15 protein-coding genes are annotated in these 21,610 nt (G+C 70.9%); 10 read left to right on the top strand and 5 right to left on the bottom strand.

Annotation, left to right across the window (positions count from 1 at the left end; genetic code table 11):
- Positions 1 to 8 precede the first annotated feature (8 nt).
- A complete protein-coding gene (locus ACQP0U_RS18325) occupies positions 9 to 2,165 on the bottom strand; it encodes an AAA family ATPase (RefSeq protein WP_433308612.1) in 2,157 nt (718 codons plus the stop codon).
- A gap of 345 nt (positions 2,166 to 2,510) precedes the next feature.
- Between ACQP0U_RS18325 and ACQP0U_RS18320 the strand changes: the two genes are divergently transcribed.
- From ACQP0U_RS18320 to ACQP0U_RS18310, 3 genes are all read left to right on the top strand, one after another.
- The gene (locus ACQP0U_RS18320; RefSeq protein ID WP_433308610.1) at positions 2,511 to 4,424 is read left to right on the top strand and encodes a RyR domain-containing protein; all 1,914 of its coding nucleotides are present in this window, start codon (positions 2,511 to 2,513) and stop codon (positions 4,422 to 4,424) included.
- The gene (locus ACQP0U_RS18315) at positions 4,421 to 4,933 is read left to right on the top strand and encodes a hypothetical protein (RefSeq protein ID WP_433308608.1); all 513 of its coding nucleotides are present in this window, start codon (positions 4,421 to 4,423) and stop codon (positions 4,931 to 4,933) included. The genes ACQP0U_RS18320 and ACQP0U_RS18315 overlap by 4 nt, the downstream gene beginning before the upstream one ends.
- A gap of 312 nt (positions 4,934 to 5,245) precedes the next feature.
- Positions 5,246 to 6,190 (top strand): TAXI family TRAP transporter solute-binding subunit, encoded by a 945-nt coding sequence (locus tag ACQP0U_RS18310; RefSeq protein ID WP_433308606.1) that lies wholly within the window; start codon positions 5,246 to 5,248, stop codon positions 6,188 to 6,190.
- 12 nt (positions 6,191 to 6,202) lie between these two features.
- Here the strand turns inward: ACQP0U_RS18310 and ACQP0U_RS18305 are convergent, their stop codons facing one another.
- Positions 6,203 to 7,639 (bottom strand): ATP-binding protein, encoded by a 1,437-nt coding sequence (locus ACQP0U_RS18305; protein ID WP_433308604.1) that lies wholly within the window; start codon positions 7,637 to 7,639, stop codon positions 6,203 to 6,205.
- A gap of 6 nt (positions 7,640 to 7,645) precedes the next feature.
- A complete protein-coding gene (locus ACQP0U_RS18300; protein WP_433308602.1) occupies positions 7,646 to 8,329 on the bottom strand; it encodes a response regulator transcription factor in 684 nt (227 codons plus the stop codon).
- A 146-nt stretch (positions 8,330 to 8,475) separates the two neighbouring features.
- Here ACQP0U_RS18300 and ACQP0U_RS18295 point away from each other — a divergent pair, with 146 nt between their 5' ends.
- The 5 genes from ACQP0U_RS18295 (at position 8,476) to ACQP0U_RS18275 (ending at position 18,234) form a co-directional block, all read left to right on the top strand.
- Positions 8,476 to 9,498, top strand: a complete 1,023-nt coding sequence (locus ACQP0U_RS18295; RefSeq protein ID WP_433308600.1) for a tripartite tricarboxylate transporter substrate-binding protein — start codon at positions 8,476 to 8,478, stop codon at positions 9,496 to 9,498.
- 1 nt (position 9,499) lies between these two features.
- Positions 9,500 to 9,961 (top strand): tripartite tricarboxylate transporter TctB family protein, encoded by a 462-nt coding sequence (locus ACQP0U_RS18290; protein ID WP_433308598.1) that lies wholly within the window; start codon positions 9,500 to 9,502, stop codon positions 9,959 to 9,961.
- Between the two features lie 20 nt (positions 9,962 to 9,981).
- Positions 9,982 to 11,487 (top strand): tripartite tricarboxylate transporter permease, encoded by a 1,506-nt coding sequence (locus ACQP0U_RS18285; protein ID WP_433308596.1) that lies wholly within the window; start codon positions 9,982 to 9,984, stop codon positions 11,485 to 11,487.
- A gap of 43 nt (positions 11,488 to 11,530) precedes the next feature.
- Complete coding sequence (locus tag ACQP0U_RS18280) at positions 11,531 to 13,465, top strand: Na+/H+ antiporter NhaA (RefSeq protein ID WP_433308594.1); 1,935 nt, start codon at positions 11,531 to 11,533, stop codon at positions 13,463 to 13,465.
- 725 nt (positions 13,466 to 14,190) lie between these two features.
- A complete protein-coding gene (locus tag ACQP0U_RS18275; protein ID WP_433308592.1) occupies positions 14,191 to 18,234 on the top strand; it encodes a discoidin domain-containing protein in 4,044 nt (1,347 codons plus the stop codon).
- On the opposite strand, the gene ACQP0U_RS18270 is transcribed toward ACQP0U_RS18275, so the two are convergent.
- Complete coding sequence (locus ACQP0U_RS18270) at positions 18,231 to 18,947, bottom strand: hypothetical protein (RefSeq protein WP_433308590.1); 717 nt, start codon at positions 18,945 to 18,947, stop codon at positions 18,231 to 18,233. The two genes, ACQP0U_RS18275 and ACQP0U_RS18270, sit on opposite strands and share 4 nt — an antisense overlap.
- 23 nt (positions 18,948 to 18,970) lie before the next feature.
- A complete protein-coding gene (locus ACQP0U_RS18265) occupies positions 18,971 to 19,651 on the bottom strand; it encodes a hypothetical protein (protein ID WP_433308588.1) in 681 nt (226 codons plus the stop codon).
- A 63-nt stretch (positions 19,652 to 19,714) separates the two neighbouring features.
- Here ACQP0U_RS18265 and ACQP0U_RS18260 point away from each other — a divergent pair, with 63 nt between their 5' ends.
- Positions 19,715 to 20,263, top strand: coding sequence for a MarR family winged helix-turn-helix transcriptional regulator (locus ACQP0U_RS18260; RefSeq protein ID WP_433308586.1), 549 nt, complete (start codon positions 19,715 to 19,717; stop codon positions 20,261 to 20,263).
- A 119-nt stretch (positions 20,264 to 20,382) separates the two neighbouring features.
- Positions 20,383 to 21,594 carry an MFS transporter gene (locus tag ACQP0U_RS18255; RefSeq protein ID WP_433308584.1) on the top strand — a complete coding sequence of 404 codons (1,212 nt, stop codon included), beginning with the start codon at positions 20,383 to 20,385 and terminating at the stop codon, positions 21,592 to 21,594.
- Positions 21,595 to 21,610: the final 16 nt, after the last annotated feature.

The raw sequence follows: 21,610 nt of genomic DNA, 5'->3' as shown, positions 1-21,610 counted from the left end.
CGACGCGCTCAGCCAGCCAGCAACAACTGACGGACCCGACCGCCCAAACCGTCGAAGACCGATCGGGCCTGTGACCAGGTACGCGACCGTTCGACCGGATCGCCCCCGTCCTCGGCGCCCGTGCCGGAGGCGGCCAACCCACTGAGCGTGTCCAACTGGAACAGCGGCAGATACTCGGCGATCCCGTCGTATGTCTCGCAGAGCAGGTCCAACCGCTCCAGGTCCGTCGGTTGGGGATTCGCGCGGTGGCCGTCGTACCACTGCTCGACCCCCTCCCGGAACGCCTCGATGAGGCGGCGGAGGACCACCGACGTGCCGACCGCACGTTGTACGTCCCGGGAACGCAGCAGCGACCGTAGCGCCTGCCCGCCGTCGGCGCCGCCGACGGTCGCGACCCGGTGCGGCGCGAACGCGTCGCGTAACCGGCGCTCGAACCCGGCGATCTGATCCAGTGCCGCGATGGCCTCGACGAACACCCGTGCCACCCGCCCCGGCAGCGGCAGCGTCGCCCCCGGATGCCGCTCCGGGACGACGCTCAGCCGCCCCGCCGGGCCGGTGAGATCCTGACGCAGCTCCCCCCGCATCTCGTCGAGCTGGTACGACAGGTGTTCGATGGACCGTTGGGTGTTGCTCTGTTGGCGGTGGATCCGTTCGACGCGTTGGCGCACCGAGGTGAGCGCGTCCGCCCCGATCGCCTGCTCCAGCCGTCGCATCAGGGCCTTGACGCTGCCCGACAGGTCCTCGGCGAACGACTGCGGGTCGTGGACGATCGGCTCGACGCTGAACGTGCCGGCGAGTTCCGCGGCGAACTCCGCGGGCAGGTGACCGACAACCACGAGGATCACCTCGCTGTCCGCGACCGCCGCCCGGATCGCGACGACCCGCCGGTTGAGGTCGTCGACCTCCTCGGCCTTGAGGACCGACTCCGTGAGCAGCACGCAGCAGCCGGCGTTGCGCTCCTCCACGGGTATCCAGAAGTCGACCGGCAGGTCGCGCATCGACCCGACCAGGTGATCCCGCTGGTACGACCAGCCGTCCTGGGTGAGCACCCGCCGTACGTCGGCGGCGACGTCCTGCCGGTTGGCCAGGTCGAACTGGACCCGGACCACCTCACGGACCATGACGTGGGTGACGGGTGTGCCGGCCTGGGCGGCGCGCTGGAAGAGGTGGTAGCAGAGCCGGATCACCCGCCGGGGCACCCCGTCGGCGAGATTGGCCAGGTATTCGGTGGTCTCCACGGTGAACGGCGCGAGTTGGGCCGTGCCGGACGCACGCAGCTGCGTCTGCCGGATGAACGTGCGGACGTCCTCGCCGGTCAGCGCCGACATCCGCACGATCGGCCCGATCCGCTGCCGCACGTCGGTGCTCAGGAGATGCAGCATGTCGGGTAGCCCGGCGATCACCAGGAAGGCTCCGGCGGAGGTGAACACCCCGAGCAGCCGTTGCAGGCGGGCCATCGTCTCCGGGTCGGGTCGCCCGCCCGCAGTGAGGATCTTGTCCAACTCGTCGAGGACCAGCACGAAACGGTCGTGCCGTCGGCTGTGCAGCAGCGCCAGCACGCCCATCGCCTCGACGGCGGTGGCCTCGACGTCCGCACTGGGAGTCACACCGGCGGCGAGCAGCGCGGGGCCCGGTGGGTGACCCGACAGCCAGTCCCAGGCGACCGCCTCGGTGCTCGGGTCGAGCAACATCGCCAGAGCGGTGCCGAAGGCCGGATTGGTGGTGACGTCCGCGAGGCTCGCACGCAGCCGTCCGACGAGACCGTCAACGGGGCGGGTGGTGCCCGTGGGGTCGGGCAGGTACGCGGTGAGCAGCTCGCGCACCTCGTCGCGGGACAGCCGGGACAGGAACCGCCGGTGCAGTGACAGGAAGGTGTCACCCGGCGCGTCCAGGTAGATCGCCTGCCCCGCCGCTCCGGTGACGCTGCGGGCGTGGGCCAGCAGCTCGACCGCGAGATGGGTCTTGCCGGTGCCGTAGTCACCGACGAGGGCGACCACGGCGCCGACACCGGTGCGCAGGTAGTCGTCGAGTTGGTCGGTCGCATCGCGGACGGCGGCGGTGACCACAGTGTTCGCGCCGACGCCCTGCTCGGTCACCCTGGCCACGGCCGTCGGCGAGAAAGGATTGACCGGGCCTACTGCCGGTGGACCTCCGGTTGCGTCCATCTCCGTGATCCTCCGGTAGGTCCGGCCTGGGCGCCAGGTGTCGGGGGACCGGAGGCCGACCCGCTCGTGCGCCCCCTCCGGCCCGTCTTGCAATCGTAGCCCGCGGAGGCCACCCGGGGGGACCGGTACGCGGCTGCGGGCTGCGGCGCTCACCTGCAAAAAGAGCCGATCAGCCGGGGTGCCGATGGTCCGGTCGGATCGACTGCGTCGAATACGCTGTTGCGGTGGACTGCTCCGGCCAGATCGCGGGTCGGTCCGCATGTCGCGCGCGTGGACGGAGGGCATCGGGCCGTCCGTCCGGCGACACTGGTGCGACGACGGTCCCGTAGACGAGGGAGTTGGTCGATGACGGGTCCGGTTCCCGGCGCGTACCGCCCGGCCGGGAGGGCACTGCGGATGGTCTTCGCGGTGATCGGCCTGGTCGCGCTGGTGCTTGGCTACGTCGGCTTCGACCGGCTGCTGCGGGCCGAGCCGGGCGCAGGATACGACGTGTACGACGTCGTCTACTACGACATCCAGCTCTTCGTGCTGGGCGCGGAGCCCTTGCAGGATCCCGGCCCGTACCCGTGGCAGTTGCAGGTCGCCCGGTTCGCGGCCCCGCTGTTCACCCTGCTCGCGGTGGTGGAGGCCAGCCGACTGCTGCTGGCCGCCGAGATCCGGCGGCTGCGTGCGCGCCGGGCGCGGGGGCACTCCGTGGTCTGCGGAGACTCCCAGTTCGCCCAGATGCTCGCCGACCGGCTGTTCAGCGAGGGTGAGCGCGTCGTCGTCGTCCGCGCCGAGCCGTTCGGGCCACTCGAGTACCGTCGGCGCCGCTACCTAGGCGTCACCGGGGACCCGACGAGTCCCGAGGTGCTGCGCGGCGCCGGCCTGCCGCGCGCCCGCACCGTGTACGCCTGCACCGATGACGACGACCGCAACCACGACATCGCCAACGCGGCAAGCCGGCTGATCCAGGACCGGCGGCAGCCAGCCCGGGTCTACGTGCAGGTCCACGACCCGGAGATGTGCCTGTCGTTGCAGGCCCGCCGGCTGGGGGCCGCCGGTTCGAGCCGGCTGCGACTGGACTACTTCCACGTCGACGACGTCGCGGCCCGGGCCCTGCACCGGCACCACCCCCTGCCCGCCACGACTCGACGACCGGTGCGGATCCTCATCGCCGGTCGGGGCAGCTTCCGTCGCGCCGCGCTCGTGGCCAGCGCGCGGCACTGGCAACTGCGCCAGACCGAGGCGCCGGCCGGTCGGCCCCTGCCGCCGCTGCACGTCGACCTGGTTGCCCCGGACGCCGCCGCCGAACTCGAACTGGCGAGCGCCCGGCACCCCTTCCTGCCCCACGCGTGCCAGGTGCGGGCGTACGACCTGGACCTGGACGGTCTGGTCGAGTCGGGAATGCTGCGCCACGGCTACGACCGGCTCTACGTCTGCGCGGAGGACGAGCGCACCGGGCTCCAGTTGGCGTTGGACACGCCCGCCCTCTGGCAACGGGCGGAGAGCATCGTGTTCGTACCCGTGTACCGGCAGGCGGCCCTCGCTGCCGCGTTCCACGGCGACCGGCGGCACGACCTGCTCGACGAGGTGCACGGGCGGCTTCAGCTCTACCCGGTGCTGACCCGGGCCTGCGACGCCCAGTTGATCGCCGAGGACCTCACCGAACGGCTGGCCCGGCAGATCCACGAAAAGTATCTCCAGTCGCGGCTGACTGCCGGGGTGCGCCTGGGCGCGTCCCCGGCCATGGTGGAGTGGTCCCGGCTTCCCGAGTCGCTGCGCCGCGCCAACCGCGCCCACGTGCAGGACATCGCGGCGAAGCTGTTGAGCCTCGGCTGTGTGGTGGCGCCCCGCCACGGCCCCACGGCCGGTACGGCGGACCCGGGCGCCAGCCGGGCCATCGACGACCGGATCGACGAGCTGGCCCGGTTGGAGCACGAGCGGTGGTGCCGGGAACGACGGGGGGAGGGCTGGCTGTACGGCGAGCCGCGCGACGACGCCCGCCGCCGGCACCCCACGCTGCGGCCGTGGGACGAGCTGACGCCGGACGTGCAGGAGATGAACCGGAACGAGATCCGGGCGCTGCCGGAGGTGTTGTCCGACGCCGGCTTCGAGATGATCCGGCTGGCCGCTGATCCCGCTGATCCCGCTGATCCCGTCGATCCCGCTGATCCCGCTGATCCCGCCGAAACGCCGTCGCCGCCCCGGCAGGCAGGCGGCCCCGGTGAGGCCCCGCGAGCGCCAGGTGATGCGTCAGGCGAGAGGATCGGTGGATGACGCTGGACCATCGACCGGTCCGGGTGGGAGTCACCGGGCACATCAACCTGACCCCCGCCACCGAACGGCTCGTGTACGACGCTCTGCGTACCGAGCTTCGCCGGATCAGCGGGGAGCCGGTGCGGGGTGTCACCTGCCTGGCCGCCGGCGCCGACCAGGCATTCGCGCGGGCGGTGCTGGCCAGCGGCGGCGCGTACGAGGTGGTGCTGCCGGCGCCCGACTATCGGGAGCGAATAATCCACCCGGCCAACCGCGCGGCCTTCGACGACCTGCTCGGCCGGGCGGTCGAGGTCGTCCACACCGGGTTTGAGCAGTCCGGCACGGCGGCGTACGTGGCCGCCAACCGAGAGCTGCTGCGCCGGGTGCACCGGTTGGTGGCCGTCTGGGACGGGGAACCCGGCTGTCACGCGGCGGCGCCCGACCGGACCGTGAGCTGGGCGCGGCAGCGCGACATCCCGACCAGCATCGTGTGGCCGCCCGGCGCCCAGCGGACCACCCCCGCGGGCTGAGCGCTGCGATCCTTGGTTTCGGTGCAGCATCCGTGTCGTGCCTGCACGCCATTGGTGAGGCAGAGCTCAGCTGGCGCGTCCATCACGTTCGGTAGCGCGGTTCATGTCTGAACCAGGCCCGACCCCCAATCTGTCGTCACGTCACGAGTCGGTAGTGGGGAACGCGAGGGCTGCGTTCCTCCACCTCCCCGCGATCTTGCACTTTCTGTCGCGACAAATAACGCAGACTTCCGCGTACCGGCGACCAAAACTGCAAGATCGGCGCAGTGCGGCGGGGCCGGGCGAGGGGCGGGGCGTCCGTATCATCTCGGCATGACACGGTTCAGTCGGCGGGCGGTGTTGCTGGCCGGCAGCGGGCTGCTACTTGGTTGTTCGCGGCGGGCTGAGGCGGGTGAGGTTCACCTGCGACTGGCTACCGGGCCGGCGGGGGCGGTTTACCGGCGGATCGGTGGTGCGCTGGCCGAGCACATCTCCGAGCAGGTGCCGGGTGCGACGGTGACGACTGTGCCGAGCGGGGCGTCCACCGACAACATCCGGATGCTGCGGGCCGGCGAGGTGCACCTGGGGTTGACCAGCCTGGATGCGCTGATCACCAGCGACGGCAGCGCCCCCGGAGGGCTCTCGGCGATCTGCCGGCTCTACGACAGCCATCTGCACCTTGTGGTCATGGCCGGTTCGGCGATCGACGAGTTTCGGGACCTTGCGGGCAAGCGCGTGTCGCTCGGCGCGCACGACTCTGGCACCGAGTTCACGTCGCGGCGGGTGCTGCAGCTCGGCCCGGTGCGCGCCGACGGGCGGAACCTCAGCCAGGCCGAGTCGGCGGCGGCGCTGCGCGACGGCACGATCGACGCGATGTTCTCCCTGACCGGCGTCCCCACACCTGCCATCACCGAGTTGGCGCAGCGGCACCCGATCCGGCTGATCCCGCTGGACGCGCAGGCCGCCGGGCTCTTCGCCGCGTACCCGGGTCCCTACGCCCCGGCCATGATCCACGCTGCTGCGTACGCCGGCGTCCCGGCCACCCGCACCGTCGCCGTACCGAACGTGCTGCTCGCGCGCGACGACCTGCCTGACGATCTGGTCTACGCCATCACCGACACGGTCTTCCGGCACACCGGCGCGCTCACCTCCGCTGGCCGCGACGGCGCCGAAGCCCTTCCGGAGGCGTGGCAGATCAACGTGCGTACCGGAATCTCCACCGCGTCGGTCCCGCTCCATCCGGGCGCGGCGGCCTGGTTCCGCGACCGCAAGCGCTGACCCGAAACCACGTCAGACCGAGGCGGGAGCGGCCGGCGACGCCGCCTGAGGAACGACAGGCAACACCACCACCGCGGCGAGCCCGTGCCCGGACCCGTCCGGACGCGGCAGGCCCTCCTCCAGCCGCAGCTCACCCCCGGCCGCCCCGACCAGGTCGGCGCAGATTGCCAGGCCCAGGCCGGTCCCGGACACGTTCTGGTGCCGCGGTGAGCGCCAGAACCGTTGCAACGCCTGGGCCCGCTCGGACACGTCGATGCCCTGGCCGTCGTCCCGGACGGCGACGGTGACCACCGCAGCAGCGGGAGCAATCTGGGCAACCACCTCCACGACCTGCGCGTCGGACAGCCGCAGCGCGTTGCTGATCAGCTCGTCGAGGATGCTTCCCAGGCCGCCCGGCGGCTCCAGCAACCGCAAACCCGGGGGTACGTGGACAGTCAGGGTCTGCCCGGCCGTGGCCGTCAGCGCCCGCCACCTGTCGACCCGGGTCGCCAGCACCTCGTCGAGGTCGACCGGTGACGCCGTCCGCATGCTCTCCATCCGCGCGCTGGCCTGGAGCGAGTTCAGCATCCGCTGCATGGCCTTGAGCTCGTCGACGGCGACGTCGTACACCTGCTGCCCGTCGCCCTCGGCCCGCAGGTGTGGTGCGAGGCTCTCCACGGCGAGCCGGAGGCTGGTCAACGGGTTGCGCAACTGGTGTGATGCGTCGGAGACGAAGGCGCGCTGTCGCTGCGCGGCGTTCTCGACGGCGTCCATCATGGTGTTGAACGACTGCGCCAGCCGCCGCAGCTCGATGGGGCCGGCCTCGGCGTCGGCGCGGATGGTCAGGTCGCCCGCGGAGATCCGCGAGGTCGCGGCGTCCAGTTTCCGCACCGGCCGTAGCACCCACGCCGACACCGGCCAGGCGACGGCCGTCAGCGCGAGCAACGGCAGCAGCCCGAGCCCGGCCAGCCGGGCCCAGCGTACGAGGATCAGCTCGCGCGTCCTGGACAGGTCGGAGATCGTCACGACGGCGCCGACGACCTCACTGTCCCGGCCGACCGGCTCCGCCACGACGAGTGCGGAGTCGTCCCACGGCGCCCACTCCCAGGACGGTTCGGACCGCGCACCGGCGAGCGCCGCGGTCACGATCCGGGGCAACGCCGCCTCGGCGCGCGCCGCCTCCTCGTACGCGTCGGTTGGTCCGAGCAGCACCGCGCCCGACGTGTCGATCAGCGCGACCGGGATGCCGTAGAGCTCGTGGTACCGCGTCAGCTCCTGCTGTAACGCCTCGGTGCGGCCGGTCGCCAGCGCGGTCTCGGCCAGTGAGGCGAACCGGCCGACGTCGTTGAGCCGGTTGACGTACGTCTCCTGCATCTCCCGTTCGGCCACTGTCACGCTGAGCGGCACCCCGAGCGCCGCGACGAGCAGCACCGCGAGAGGGACCAGGACCACGAGCAGCCGGCGGTGCACGGCGCGTCAGCCGATCAGCTCCGGCTGGTCGGCCAGCAGCCGATAGCCGACGCCGTGGACCGTCCGGATGACCACATCCGGCCCCAGCTTGTGCCGGAGCGCCGCGATGTGGGTGTCCAGGGTGCGGCTGGACGACTCCCAGGTCGCGCCCCAGATCTGGTCGAGGATGACGTCGCGACTGACCACGTTGGGCGCCCGCCGGGCCAGGAGCAGGAGCAGTTCGAACTCCTTGCGGGTCAACGGCACCAGGGTTCCGTCGACGGTGACCTCGCGGGTGCCGACGCCGATCCGCATCGGGCCGAGGACGAGCGGCTCGTCCGTCTGGCCGGGGGCACGGGCGGCCCGGGTGCGCCGTAGGACGGCGTCGATCCGGGCGAGCAACTCCGGTACGCCGAACGGTTTGACGATGTAGTCGTCGGCGCCGGCGCGCAGGCCACGGACCCGTTCGTGCTCCTCGGATCGCGCGGTCACCGCGATGACGGCGGTCTGCGGGTGGTCGCGCAGCCTGCGGATCACGTCGAGCCCGTCGCCGTCGGGGAGACCCAGGTCGACGAGGACCACGTCGGACGGCGCGGCGCGCACGGCCTCCGCGGCGGTGGCGACGCGGTGGACCTCGAAGCCCGCCTGGGTCAGGACGGTCACCAGACCCCGCGCCACGCGGTCGTCATCCTCGATGACCGTTATCCGCATACCGGCGGATTGTACGGGCCGGATCGGCGCTCGTGCCGGCCCGTGGTTCTTGGGATTTTTCTGACACCATCCGGGTCCCGACCAGCCGAGACTGGGGGCCACTGACACGCCGAGGAATGTCCATGCGTTGATGGGGAGGTCGCCGTATGCGAACGACCAGCAGGTACCGGGCCACCGCGCGGATGATCGCCGCGATCGGTGTCGTCTCGCTCGTCGCCGCCTGTTCCGGTAACGGGGGTGCCACCGGCGGAGGGGACGCCGCGAATTACCCGGACGACAACATCACGATCGTCGTGCCGTTCAGCGCGGGCGGCCCGACGGACACGGTCACCCGGATGATCGCGGAGCCGATGGCCGCGAAGCTCGGTGGCAAGATCGTCGTCCAGAATGTCGAGGGTGCCGGCGGCACGGTCGGCGCCGGCGACGTCGCGCGGGCCAAGCCGGACGGCTACACGGTGCTCATGCACCACATCGGCATGTCGACGGCGCCCGCCCTGTACAAGAGCCTGGGCTACAAGCCGCTGGAGGACTTCGAGACGGTCGGGCTGGTCACCGAGGTGCCGATGACGATCGTCGCCCGTAAGGACTTCCCGCCCGCGACCCTCCAGGACCTCGTGACCCACGTGAAGGCGAACGCCAACAAGGTCACGCTTGCCAACGCCGGCATCGGCGCCGCCTCTCACCTGTGCGGTCTGCTGTTCCAGAGCACCACCGGTGTGAAGCTCCAGGAGGTCCCGTACCAGGGCACCGGGCCCGCGCTGACCGACCTCGTCGGCGGCCAGGTCGACTTCATGTGCGACCAGACGACCAACACCAGCGGGCAGATCGCCGCGGGGAAGGTGAAGGCGTACGCGGTCACCACGCCCGAGCGGGTGAAGAGTCTCCCCGACCTGCCGACCACCACCGAGGCCGGGCTGCCGCAGCTGAAGGTCAGCGTGTGGCACGGCCTCTACGTCCCGGCCGACACGCCCTCCGAGATCGTTCAGAAGCTGTCCGAGGCGCTGAAGGTGGCGCTGGCCGACCAGAAGGTCATCGACCAGATGGCCAAGCTCGGCACCGCTCCGGTCCCGGCCCAGGACGCCACCCCGGAGGCGCACCGGGCGAAGCTCGACGAGCAGCTCGGCACATGGGCGAAGATCATCGCCGACTCCGGGGTCAAGGTCTCCTGAGGTGGAGCGCCGTCGGTCGTTCCCGGACGTCCTCGCCGGGGCAATCTTCGTCCTGATCGGTGGCGCGTTCGTGGTGGGGGCGCTCGGCTACGAGCTGGGCACCCCCACGCGGATGGGCCCGGGCGCCTTCCCGTTGCTGGTCGGCGCGGCCGTGGTCGCCCTGGGTCTGGCGATCGTCGGCAAGGGGCTCATCGCCGGCGAGGTGATCTCGTTCGGGCCGATCCCGTGGCGGGCGGTAGCCGTCATCGTGCTCGCGGTCCTGTTCTTCGGGTTCACCATCCGGCGCCTCGGGTTCGTGCCGACGACGGCGGTGACCGCACTGCTCACCACACTGGCCAGCAACCGCGTACGGCTGCTCACGGCGGTGGCCGTCGCCGCCGGCCTGACCGTTGCCAGCACGCTCATCTTCGTCGTCGGACTTCAGCTGCGGATCCCGCTGTGGGGCCCGTGGCTCGGGTTCTGACGCGGCATCCGGATTGAGGCATGGAACTCCTCGACAACCTCGCGCTGGGCTTCTCGACGGCCCTCCTGGTCCAGAACGTCCTCTACTGCTTCGTGGGAGTGCTGCTCGGGACCGCGGTCGGCGTACTGCCCGGCATCGGCCCCACGGCGACGGTGGCGATGCTGCTGCCGATCACGTTCAGCTTCGAGCCGGTCACGGCGCTGATCATGCTGGCCGGCATCTACTACGGGGCACAGTACGGCGGCTCGACGACCGCCATCCTGATCAACCTGCCCGGTGAGTCGTCCGCGGCGGTCACTGCGCTGGACGGGCACGAGATGGCCCGCCAGGGCCGGGCCGGCCCGGCCCTGGCGGCCGCGGCGATCGGGTCCTTCGTCGCGGGCACGGTCGCGACAGTGGTACTGGCCGCCGCGGCCCCGCCGCTGGCCAGCGGCGCGTTGAAGTTCGGCCCGGCCGACTACTTCTCGCTCGTGCTGTTCGGCCTGATCGTGTCGATCGCGTTGGCGCGGGGCACCGCGCTCAAGGCACTGGCGATGATCGCGCTCGGCGTGCTGCTCGGCACGGTCGGCCAGGACATCTACACCGGAACGCCCCGCTTCGTGTTCGAACAGCGCGAGCTGTACGGGGGCATCGACTTCGTGTCGGTCGCCGTGGGCCTGTTCGGGGTGGCCGAGATCCTGCGCAACCTGGAGAACGAGCAGACCCGCACGGCGATCGTCAGCCGGGTGACCAACCTCTGGCCGACCCGCGAGGACCGGCGTCGGATCGTCGCCCCGATCCTGCGGGGCACCGGTCTCGGCGCGGCGCTCGGTGTCCTGCCCGGCGGCGGCCACGTGCTGGCCTCGTTCACCTCGTACGCCGTCGAGAAGCGGATCTCGAAGCGACCGCAGGAGTTCGGGCGGGGCGCGATCGAGGGTGTCGCCGGCCCCGAGTCGGCGAACAACGCGGCCGCGCAGACATCGTTCATCCCGCTGCTCACCCTGGGTCTGCCCGCCCACCCGGTCATGGCACTGATGATCGGCGCGTTCATCGTCCACGGCATCACCCCGGGCCCGAACGTCATCAACGACGAGCCGGCGCTGTTCTGGGGCCTGATCGCGTCGATGTGGATCGGCAACGTGCTCCTGCTGCTGCTGAACCTGCCGCTGATCGGCCTCTGGGTGCGGATGCTGCGCATCCCCTACCAGGTGCTCTTCCCGATGATCATCCTGTTCGCCGCGATCGGCACCTACTCACTGAACTCCAACGCGTACGACGTCTACGCCATCGCGTTCTTCGGGATCCTGGGCTACATCCTGATCAAGTGCGGGTGCGAGCCGGCGCCCCTGCTGCTCGGCTTCGTCCTCGGCCCGCTGCTGGAGGAGAACCTGCGCCGCGCGCTCATCATCTCCCGCGGCGACCCGTCGGTCTTCCTGACCCGACCGATCTCGGCAGCGCTCCTGGTCCTTGCCGTCGTCGCGCTCGTCGTCGCAGTCCTCCCGACGATTCGCCAGCGCCGCGCGGCCGTCTTCACCGAGGAGGAGTAGCAATCCGAACCACGTGACGGTCAGGTCGACGAAGATTGTCCCCGTGACGAGCGACAACACGCATCGGGGCTGGACCAGCCGGACCGTCTGGGACCGGCGGTTGAACGCCCCGTTGCGCTCGTTCCTGCGTACCGAGACCGGCGGCGCGCGGGTGGTGCTGATCGCCGCGGTGGCGGCGCTCGTCTGGGCGAACCTCAGCGCTTCGTCGTACGAGTCGGTCTGGAGCACCTCCTTCTCGGTCCAACTCGGCGACTGGCACGTGTCGCATGACGTGCGTACCTGGGTCAACAGCGGCCTCATGACGTTCTTCTTCCTGGTCGCGGGGCTGGAGTTGCGCCGCGAGTTCGACATCGGCGAGTTGCGGGAGCGCCGTCGCCTGGCGTTGCCGATGCTCGCCGGGGTCGGCGGCATGCTCGTGCCGATCGCGATCTACCTCGCCATCAACGCCGGGCACACCACCGCGGCGGGTTGGGGTGCCGTGATGGCCACCGACACGGCGCTCGCGCTCGGCGCGCTGGCCGTCTTCGGGCCGCGCTTCTCGGAACGGTTGCGGGGTTTCCTGCTGACCGTCTCCGTCGTCGACGATGTGGTGGCGATCGCGGTGCTGGCCATCGCGTACCCGCATCACCCCTCGCTGACGGCGCTGATCGTCGCGGCGGCGATCTTCGGCGTTGTTCTGCTCGTCCGGGGCTGCGGGGTGCGGTTCGGGCCGGTCTACGCGCTGCTGGGGGTGGCGGCCTGGCTGGCCGTCTCGATGTCCGGCGTCGATCCGGTCGCGGTGGGCCTCGTGATGGGGTTGCTGACCTACGCCTACGCTCCCGGCCGCGGCGACCTGCAGCGGGCCAGCGACCAGTTCCGTCTCTTCCGGGAACAGCCCACCCCGCAGCTCGCCCGGATGGCCCGGGCCGGGCTCACCTCGGCGCTGTCGCCGAACGAGCGGTTGCAGACGCTCTACCACCCGTGGGCGAGCTATGTGGTGGTGCCACTGTTCGCGCTGGCCAATGTCGGCATCGTGATCGACGGCGACCTGCTGGCCAGAGCCGTGACCTCCCCGGTCACGCTCGGTGTCGTGGTCGCGTACGTCGTCGGTAAGCCGGTCGGGATCCTGGCCACCGCGTGGCTGGTGACCCGGCTCAGCGGCAACCGGTTCCGGCCACCCGTCGGCTGGGTTGCCGTCGCGGGGGTCGGCACGGTCTCCGGTATCGGGTTCACCGTCGCGCTCCTCATCGCCACTCACGCGCTGGACGGCCCCGCCCTGGACGAGGCGAAGTTCGGCATCATCGTGGCGACGCTCGGCGCGTCCCTCGTCACCTGGCTGCTGTTCCGCTCTGTCGGGCGACTCTCGCCGGCCCGGCGTGCGCGGGCGCTGCTGGGCGTCACCGAGGGCATCGTCGACCTGATGCTGCCGGTCGACCCGGAACGCGACCACATGCGCGGTCCGGCCGAGGCGCCGGTGACGGTGGTGGAGTACGGCGACTTCGAGTGCCCCTACTGCGGGCAGGCCGAGCCGGCGGTCCGGGAGTTGTTGGCCGACTTCGCCAACATCCGGTACGTCTGGCGGCACCTGCCGCTGACCGATGTCCACCCGCACGCCCAACTTGCCGCCGAGGCCGCCGAGGCGGCGAGCGAGCAGGGCGCGTTCTGGGAGATGCATGACCTGCTGCTCGCCCACCAGGACGCTCTCAACCCCGCCGACGTGCTCGGTTACGCCGAACAGCTCGGCCTGGACCTGGACGGGTTCCGGGAGCACATGGTGAAGCGGATGGGCGTGGACCGGATCGCCGAGGACGTCGACTCCGCCGACCTCAGCGGCGTCACCGGCACCCCGACCTTCTTCATCAACGGCCGGCGACACCACGGCGCGTACGACATCACCGCGCTCTCGGCAGCGGTGAAGGCGGCGTTCGCGAGCGCGAAGCTCCGCCCCGAGTACCACCCACGCGATCCCGGGCGCCGCGAGGCCGGCCCGGCGAGCTGACCGTCCAGCCGCGCGGCCGTCGACGGTGCCGTCACGATCACGGGTACGGGTGGACGGCCCGCTCACCTTCGCGCAGTCGCGGTGCTGATCACCGGGTCTGCCGCCGTGTGACCCCCGGTCCGATCCGCGTCCGCGCGGCGCGGGGTGGGGAGGTATTGGTCGGCGCCTTTGGAGCTGAATCGTTTGCGACATCACCGACCAGGTCGCGCGCTGCGGCGTCGTGGTCTCCGAGTTGCGGGCTTCGGGCGTGTGAGGCTGCGGGCGTGTGGGGCTGCGGGCGTGTGGGGCTGCGGGCGTGTGGGGCTTCGGGCGTGTGGGGCTGCGGGCGTGTGGGGCTTCGGGCGTGTGGGGCTTCGGGCGGACCGCCCGAGGCGGCATGCAGCGGGTCTGAATCGTTTGCGACATCAGCTCCAAAGGCAGCGAGCCAACCCATACAGCCGCGGAGCCGCGGAGCCCCGGAGCCCGGAGCCCCGGAGCCCGGAGCCCCGGAGCCCGGAGCCCCGGAGCCCCGGAGCCCGGAGTTCCCACGCGCCCCAGCTTCGCCCCGCCCGGAACCCTGCATCCCCGCATCAGCCCGTCGATGTCCGAGGTGGAACAGACGCGGAACGTGTTCGTGGAATCACGATGGACGTGAGCCCTTGACTCCCGGGAAACATCGGGCCACCATCTGACAACGTTGTCACTGACCCCCGCCATCTGACAACGTTGTCATGTCTGGAGGCAAGATGTCCGAGCCATCGCCGATTTCGCGGCGTACCTTCCTCTCCGCCGGCGCGACGCTGCTGGCGTCGGTCGGGGTGACCGCGGCCCTGCCGGACGCCCTCGCGTCCGCCGCCGTGCCGGCGCCGACCGCCACCCCGGCGACCACCGACCTCGCCCGGTACCGCCCGGTGACGGTCTCCTCGACCGACTACGCGCCGACGCCCGCCACCTTTGCCGTGGACGGCCTGCCGCAGGTCGGCGTCCGGGGGAGTGGGTGGCGCGCCGCCAACGGCGATCCACAGTGGATCTCGGTGGACCTCCAGGCGCTGTGCCGGGTCGAGGCCGTCTCCCTGGTCTTCGAGGCCACGCTCACCGACGGGCCGTTCGACGGCAACTACACCGACACCGACGGTGACGAGATTCTCTCCAGCGCCGCGACGGCGTACCGGATCGAGGTCTCCACCGACGGCCGTGCCTGGCGGTCGGTGTACGAGACCAGTGAGGGCCAGGGCGGCGTGCAGGCCATCAAACTGCCCGAGCCGGTGACCGCCCGGTGGATCCGGATGACCGTCACGAAGCGCTCGAACAGCAACCCGGTGGGCCTCAACGGCTTCCAGGTCTACGGCGTGCCGCTGGCCGGCCGGCCGAAGGCCGAGGGCTGGACCAGTTGGGAGGGCGGCAACACCGGGCCGGCCCCCGAGCTGCGGGTTGCCGCCGACGGCACGGTGCCACTGGAGTCGGGCTGGTCGTTGACGATGGACGACTTCGCCGGCACCGCCGACGGCGCCGAACTATCCCGCGCCGGTGTCGACGTCCGGTCCTGGCTGCCGGCGACGGTGCCCGGCACCGTGCTGGGCACCCTGGTCGAGCAGGGCCACCTGCCCGACCCGGTGGCCGGCTTCAACAACATGCGCATCCCGGAGGCGCTGTCCCGGCACACGTGGTGGTACCGGCGCGCGCTGCGGCTGCCGCGCGACCTGGACACCTCGGCCGGCCGACGGATCTGGCTGGAGTTCGACGGGATCAACCACGAGGCGACCGCCTGGGTCAACGGCGTGCAGGTCGGCAGCGTCAAGCACCCGTTCGCGCGGGCGGCCTTCGACATCACCGAGGCGCTGGCCGGTCACCGTGGCGAGCACGTCCTGGCCGTCCGGGTTACCCCGATGCCGCACCCGGGCACCCCCGGCGACAAGGGCACCGATGGTCGTACCTTCCTCCAGTCGGCCCACCACTACCTTGACGCACCGACCTACCTGGCGGTGTCCGGGTGGGACTGGATGCCCGCCGTCCGCGACCGCGTCACCGGCCTCTGGGACCACGTCCGCCTGCGCAGCACCGGCGCCGTGGTCATCGGCGACCCGCACGTGCAGACCACGCTGCCCGACCTGCCCGACACCGGCACCGCCGAGGTCACCATCCGGGTGCCGGTCCGCAACGCGGCGAGCCGCGCCACCACGGTCACCGTCCGCGCGGAGTTCGACAAGGTACGCGTCGAGTCCACAGTGACAGTGCCCGCCGGCGAAAGCACCACCGTCACCTTCGCGCCGGAGCGCTTCCGCGCGCTGCGTCTGCGCAACCCACGGCTGTGGTGGCCCAACGGCTACGGAGACCCCCACCTGTACGACCTCACGCTCACCGCCACCGCCGAGCGCTCGGTCAGCGACAGGCGTGCGCTCCGCTTCGGCGTCCGCGAGTTCGCCTACGACTGGCACCAGCCGATCGTCATCTCGCCGCCCGGCAAGCCGGCGCTGGAGTTCGTCGACGGCGCGGCGACCCAGACCGTCACGTTCGCCCGGCAGCACGCCCGGCACGTGCGCATCCAGGCCGGTCAGCGTGCCACCGGTTGGGGCATCTCGATGTTCTCGCTGTCGGTGGCCGACGGCTCCGGCCCGGATCTCGCCCTGCGCCACGACGCGACCGCGTCGTCCTCGGAGAACGACAGCAACGGGCCCGGCAGGGCCGTCGACGGCGACGTGGCCACCCGCTGGGCGTCGCAGGCCGAGGACAACCAGTGGATCCAGGTCGACCTCGGTGCGGCTGTCGACTTCGACCGGGTCACCATCGTGTGGGAGCAGGCGTACGCGCTGGACTACCGCGTCCAGGTCTCCGCCGACGGGGACGCCTGGAGTGACGTGACGTCGGTCAGCAACGACACCCCGCTGGGCAGCCGCGCCACGCAGGTCGAGACGTTCGCCAGCCAGACCGCACAGCACCTGCGGATCCAGACCGGTGCGCGGGTGACCTCGTGGGGCGTGTCCATGTGGGCGCTCTCGGTGCAGCGACAGGCCGAGCCGGACGTCGACCTGGCCCTGCGCAGGACCGCCACCGCGTCGTCGTCCGACAGCGACTCGAACGGCCCGGACCGGGCCGTCGACGGCAACCCCCGGACCCGCTGGTCGTCGAAGTTCGAGGACAACCAGTGGATCCAGGTCGACCTCGGCGCTCCGGTCAGCTTCGACCAGGTCACCATCGTCTGGGAGCAGGCGTACGCCCGTGACTTCGTCATCCAGGTCTCGCAGGACGGGCAGCGGTGGACCGACGTCAAGTCGGTGAGCAACGCCGTCACCCAACTCAAGATCAGCGTGAACGGTGTGCCGGTGTTCGCCCGCGGCGGCAACTGGGGCTGGGACGAGTTGCTGCGTCGGGTGCTGCCCGACCGGCTGGCCGACACGGTCGAGATGCACCGGGACATGAACTTCACGATGATCCGCAACTGGCTGGGCAGCAGCAACCGCGAGGAGCTGTACCAGGCCTGCGACGAGCAGGGCATCCTGGTGTGGAACGACTTCTGGCAGGCGGGCGCGTTCCTGCCCAACCCGCCCGGCTACGTCGACATCGCCGCCGACACGATCCGGCGGTTCCGCCACCACCCGAGCATCGTGGTGTGGTGCGGCGCGAACGAGGGTGACCCGCCGCCGATCGTGGACGCCGGGCTCAAGCAGGCCGCCGCCACCGAGCACCCGGAGATCCTCTACATCCCCAACTCGGCCGGCGGCATCGTCAGCGGCCACGGCCCGTACCACTGGGTGGAGCCGGCGACGTACAACAACAAGAACACGTACGACACGGGAGCGTTCGGTTTCCACACCGAGATCGGCATGCCCGTGGTGTCGGTGGTCGAGAGCATGCGCAACCTCGTCGGTGACGCGCCGGAGTGGCCGATCGGTGAGGTGTGGAACTACCACGACTGGTCGACCATCGGTAACCAGCGCGTCGGCACGTACCAGGCGGCGATCGACGCGCGGCTCGGTGAGTCCGACTCGCTCGACGAGTTCGCCACCCGGGCGCAGTTCGTCAACTACGAGAGCCACCGCGCCATGTTCGAGGCGTGGAACGCCAACCTGTGGCAGGACGCCACCGGTCTGCTGCTGTGGATGTCGCACCCGGCGTGGCACAGCACGGTCTGGCAGACCTACGACTACGACCTCGACGTCAACGGCGCCTACTACGGGGCCCGTAAGGGGTGCGAGCCGGTGCACGTCCAGGCCGACCCGGGCACCTGGCAGGTCCGGGTGGTCAACCACACCGCCGCGCCGTTGAGCGGTGTCACAGTGAGCGCCCGACGGTACGACCTGAGTGGCCGGTCGTTGGGTTCGCCCCAGCGTCAGCGGGTGGACGTGGCCCGCTCGGCCACGACGGCGGTCTTCCCGCTCGCCCTGCCGGACGGCGGCGGGCTGCACCTGGTGCGGCTGGAGCTACGGGACAGCCGCGACCGGCTGCTGGCCGAGAACACCTACTGGCGTTACGACAAGGCCGAGCAGTTGCGGGCGCTCAACGACGTCCCGAGCACCCGGCTGTCGACCTCGTCGAGCACCGTACGCGTCGTGGACGGGCGCAACACCGTCACCACGACGGTCCGCAACCAGGGCCGTACGGTCGCCGCGTTGGTGCGGCTCGCCGCGCGCGACCAGCGCGGTGAGCGGGTCCTGCCGGCCCGCTACGACGACAACTACTTCTGGCTCCTGCCGGGGGAGAGCCGCGAGGTGCGGGTCTCCTGGCCGGCGCGCCCGGGCCTCGCCCGCCAGGTCACGGTGACCGCGCAGGCGTACAACTCGGCCAGCAGCTAGACGTTCGCGGTGGGAAGCGGCATCCCGTGCCGCTTCCCACCGCGACCGGGCTCATCGGACCCCTTTCGGATCAGGATGAGGCTGTACGCCACGATCCACGCCAGCCAGAGCAGCCAGCCGACGAGGCCGAGCAGGGCGAGCGGGTTGACACCGTCGATGCCGTACGGACTCGTCGTCGCGGTGATGAACAACAGCGTTGCGGCGAGGAGACCGATGCCGGCATGCCATCGGGCTATGGCACCGGTACGGATGCCGAACATCGACAACCCGACGAGTGCGGTCGCCAGGAACACCTGGTTGAAGCCGAACAGGGCGTTGTACAAGCCCCAGAGGCCGGTAACGCTGCCGCCGCCCTGCTGGGCGGTGGACATCAGCGCGAGCCGGGTTGCCTCGACGGCGGTGAACACCACCGACTGCATGAGCACGCCGGCGAGACCGACAAGGGACCACGGGTCCGTCCGGGACCGTTGGTCGCGTTGAAGGCAGACGCCCACCCCGACGGCGAAGATCGTGGCCAGCAACCAGGCTGTCGGCAGGAGCGCCGAGGCCAGGCGCAGTGCCCCGGATTCGGCGGCGAAGACAGTGGTGATCCCGTCGGCGGATGTGGCTTCGGAGGGGGTCGGGAAGCCCGCTGCGGTCAGAAGCAGGTTGGCCGCGATCAGGATGATGACGAAGCCGATGCCGGCGATGCCGGCAAGCCTGTGGAAGCGCATGGAGGTTCCCTTCGATCGGGGGCCTATGCCGACGCGTGGATCGAACGGTGAAAGGCAGGTAGGGCGTGTATCCCGTGGGTGTCGAGCGTGGCTCGCACGAAGCGGTGGAAGCTCGGCCGCGTGAGTTGCCCGGACAGGAATCGGATCGCCCCGGCGGGTATTCGCGCGTAGTTGATGAGCGCGAACGACGATGGTCCGGTGGGGCGCAGCGCTGTGGAGTTGTCGACTCCGGTCTTGGCGGTGTACCAGCCGGTGAGGGAACGCCAAACGGCTTCGGCGTCAGTGCCTGGGGTCGCGGTGAAATGGTTGAACAGGAAAGTGCCGTCGGTTCGAGCGTCGGTGTCGCCGATCCGCGCCACGTTGACACCGGCGAGGATCTGCTCGCCGTCGAGGGCTGAGACCTCGTCGCAGGTACGTACGGTCTCCAGGTGGCCCACGCTCACGGTCCTGATGAGCATCGCGAGGTCGTAGCGGGGTACGCCCGGCAGCGGCGGAATGAGCACCGCCCGGAAGACCCTGACGGACACAACGTCAGGGCGGTGTACGAGTGCGGGAACGGCCTGCACGAGCCGCGCCGCCGCGCTGCGCCGGCGTGAGGTGTAGGTGTACACGGGCAGCCGTTGCGCGGGTGCAGCCTGGAAGCCCAGATAGAGAAATCCGTACGGTTCCGGTTCGGCGAAGCGGGGCAGCGGATAGGACATCATGCATCCTCCGGTATCGACGGACGCAGCGATACGGCGTCGCGGTGATTGTTACCGTAGCGGACAATGTCGTCGGCGTACAATACCGAGGTGTCTGACGACTCTTCGCCACGTCCGGACCGGCCGCTTGCCGACCGGGCCAACTTCCTGCTGTCGCAACTCGGGTTCCACGTCGCGCAGACGTTCGCCGCGCGGCTCGCGCCGCTGGACATCGCACCGAACCACTTCGGACTGCTCATGCACGTGGAGCGTGGCGAGGGGCGTTCCCAGCAGCAGCTCGCCGACGCGCTGGGCATCCACCGCAAAGTCATGGTCGGCCTGCTCGACGACCTCGAACGGCGGGGCCTGGTGGAACGCCGACGGCACCCAGGCGACCGCCGAGCGCATGCCATTCACCTGACCGGCGCCGCGCGACAGCTACTCCCTCGCGCGCGCGAGGTCGCCGACCAGCACGAGGACGAGATCCTCGCCGCGCTTGACGCGGGCGAGCGTGTCGCGCTCATCGCCGCCCTGCAACGAATCGCCGGCGATATCGGGAGCCCGCCGGGAGTTCATCCCGGCCTGGAAACGGCCGTCCGACCCGGCCGCCCCGTCGCCTCAGGCGAGGGCCTTTAGCGCGGTTACCGCACATCGCCGTGGTGCCTCAGCCCATGCTGTACGCGGGCCAGGTGCCGCGATGAGAAGGGTGCGGTGGCGACGGCCCGTAACAGGGGCCGAGCCCGGAGGGACTGATCATGTCCGACGCCAGCCGCGCCGAGGGCGCGACGACGTGGTCCACCTCCGGCGCGGTACGTGTCGCGTTCGCCTTCTGGATCACGCTCGTGGGCACCACCGTGCCGACCCCGCTCTATCCGCTCTACGAGATGGAGTTCGGCTTCTCGTCGTTGACCGTGACGGTGGTCTACGCGTTGTACGCGCTGGGAGTCGTCGTCGGGCTGCTGGTCTTCGGTCGGCTCTCCGACCAGATCGGGCGACGCCCGGTGATCCTCATCGCGCTGCTGCTCTCCGTCGCCGCCGACGCCGTGTTCCTGCTCGCCGTGGACCTGGCGATGATCATCGTGGGGCGGATCCTCGCGGGTCTGTCGGCCGCGCTGATCATCGGTGCGGCGACGGCGGCGCTGGCGGAGTTGATCAGCCCTCGGCACCCCAAGCGTGCCGCCACTGTGTCGATCTTCGCGAACCTGGGCGGCCTCGCCACCGGCACCCTGCTGTCCGGGATCGTGTCGGACGTGGCGCCCGAACCGCTCCGGCTGCCCTGGGCCATCGTGCTGATCCTGGCGGTGATCGCGATCATCGCACTGCGCGGGGTGCCGGAGACGGTCCGGGGCCGTTCGCCGGTGACCCTGCGGGTGCAGCGGTTGCACGTGCCGGCGACCATCCGCGGCGCCTTCGTCCGCTCGGCGATCACCGCTGGTGCGGGTTTCGCCGCTCTCGGGGTGCTCACGTCGGTGAGCGGGTTGTTTCTCGGCATGGTCCTGCACGAGACCTCACACACCCTGGCGGCGTTGGTGGTCTTCGTGGCGTTCACCGGCGCGGCGTTCGGTCAGCTGCTGACCCGCGTCCTGTCCTCGCGCGCCGCGTTGGCCAGCGCCTGCGTCGGCCTGGTCGTCGGGGCGGGCCTGCTCGCGTTCAGCATGTGGATGGCGTTGCTGGCGACGCTGGTCATCAGCGCGGCGCTCATCGGGGTGGCGTCCGGGGTGGCGGTCGGCGACGGCGTCGCGACGATCACGACGAAGACCGAACCGCAGCACCGGGCCGAGGCGGTGTCGACCTACTTCGCCATCCTTTTCGCCATGCTCGGTGTGCCAGCGGTCGGGGTCGGTCTGCTGATCCAGACGATCGGTCTGCGCCCTGCCGGCGAGATCTTCAGTGCGGTGGTGGCGGTGCTCGCCCTGGTCGTCCTGCTCAGCCTGGTGCGGGGCGGCCGGACCCGGCCCGCGAGCTGACCGCCGGCTGGACCCG

This window comes from Micromonospora sp. CA-269861, from assembly GCF_050948505.1.
Classification (GTDB): domain Bacteria; phylum Actinomycetota; class Actinomycetes; order Mycobacteriales; family Micromonosporaceae; genus Micromonospora.
Note: the sequence above shows the minus strand (reverse complement) of the source record. Positions and strands in the feature narration are given on the sequence as shown.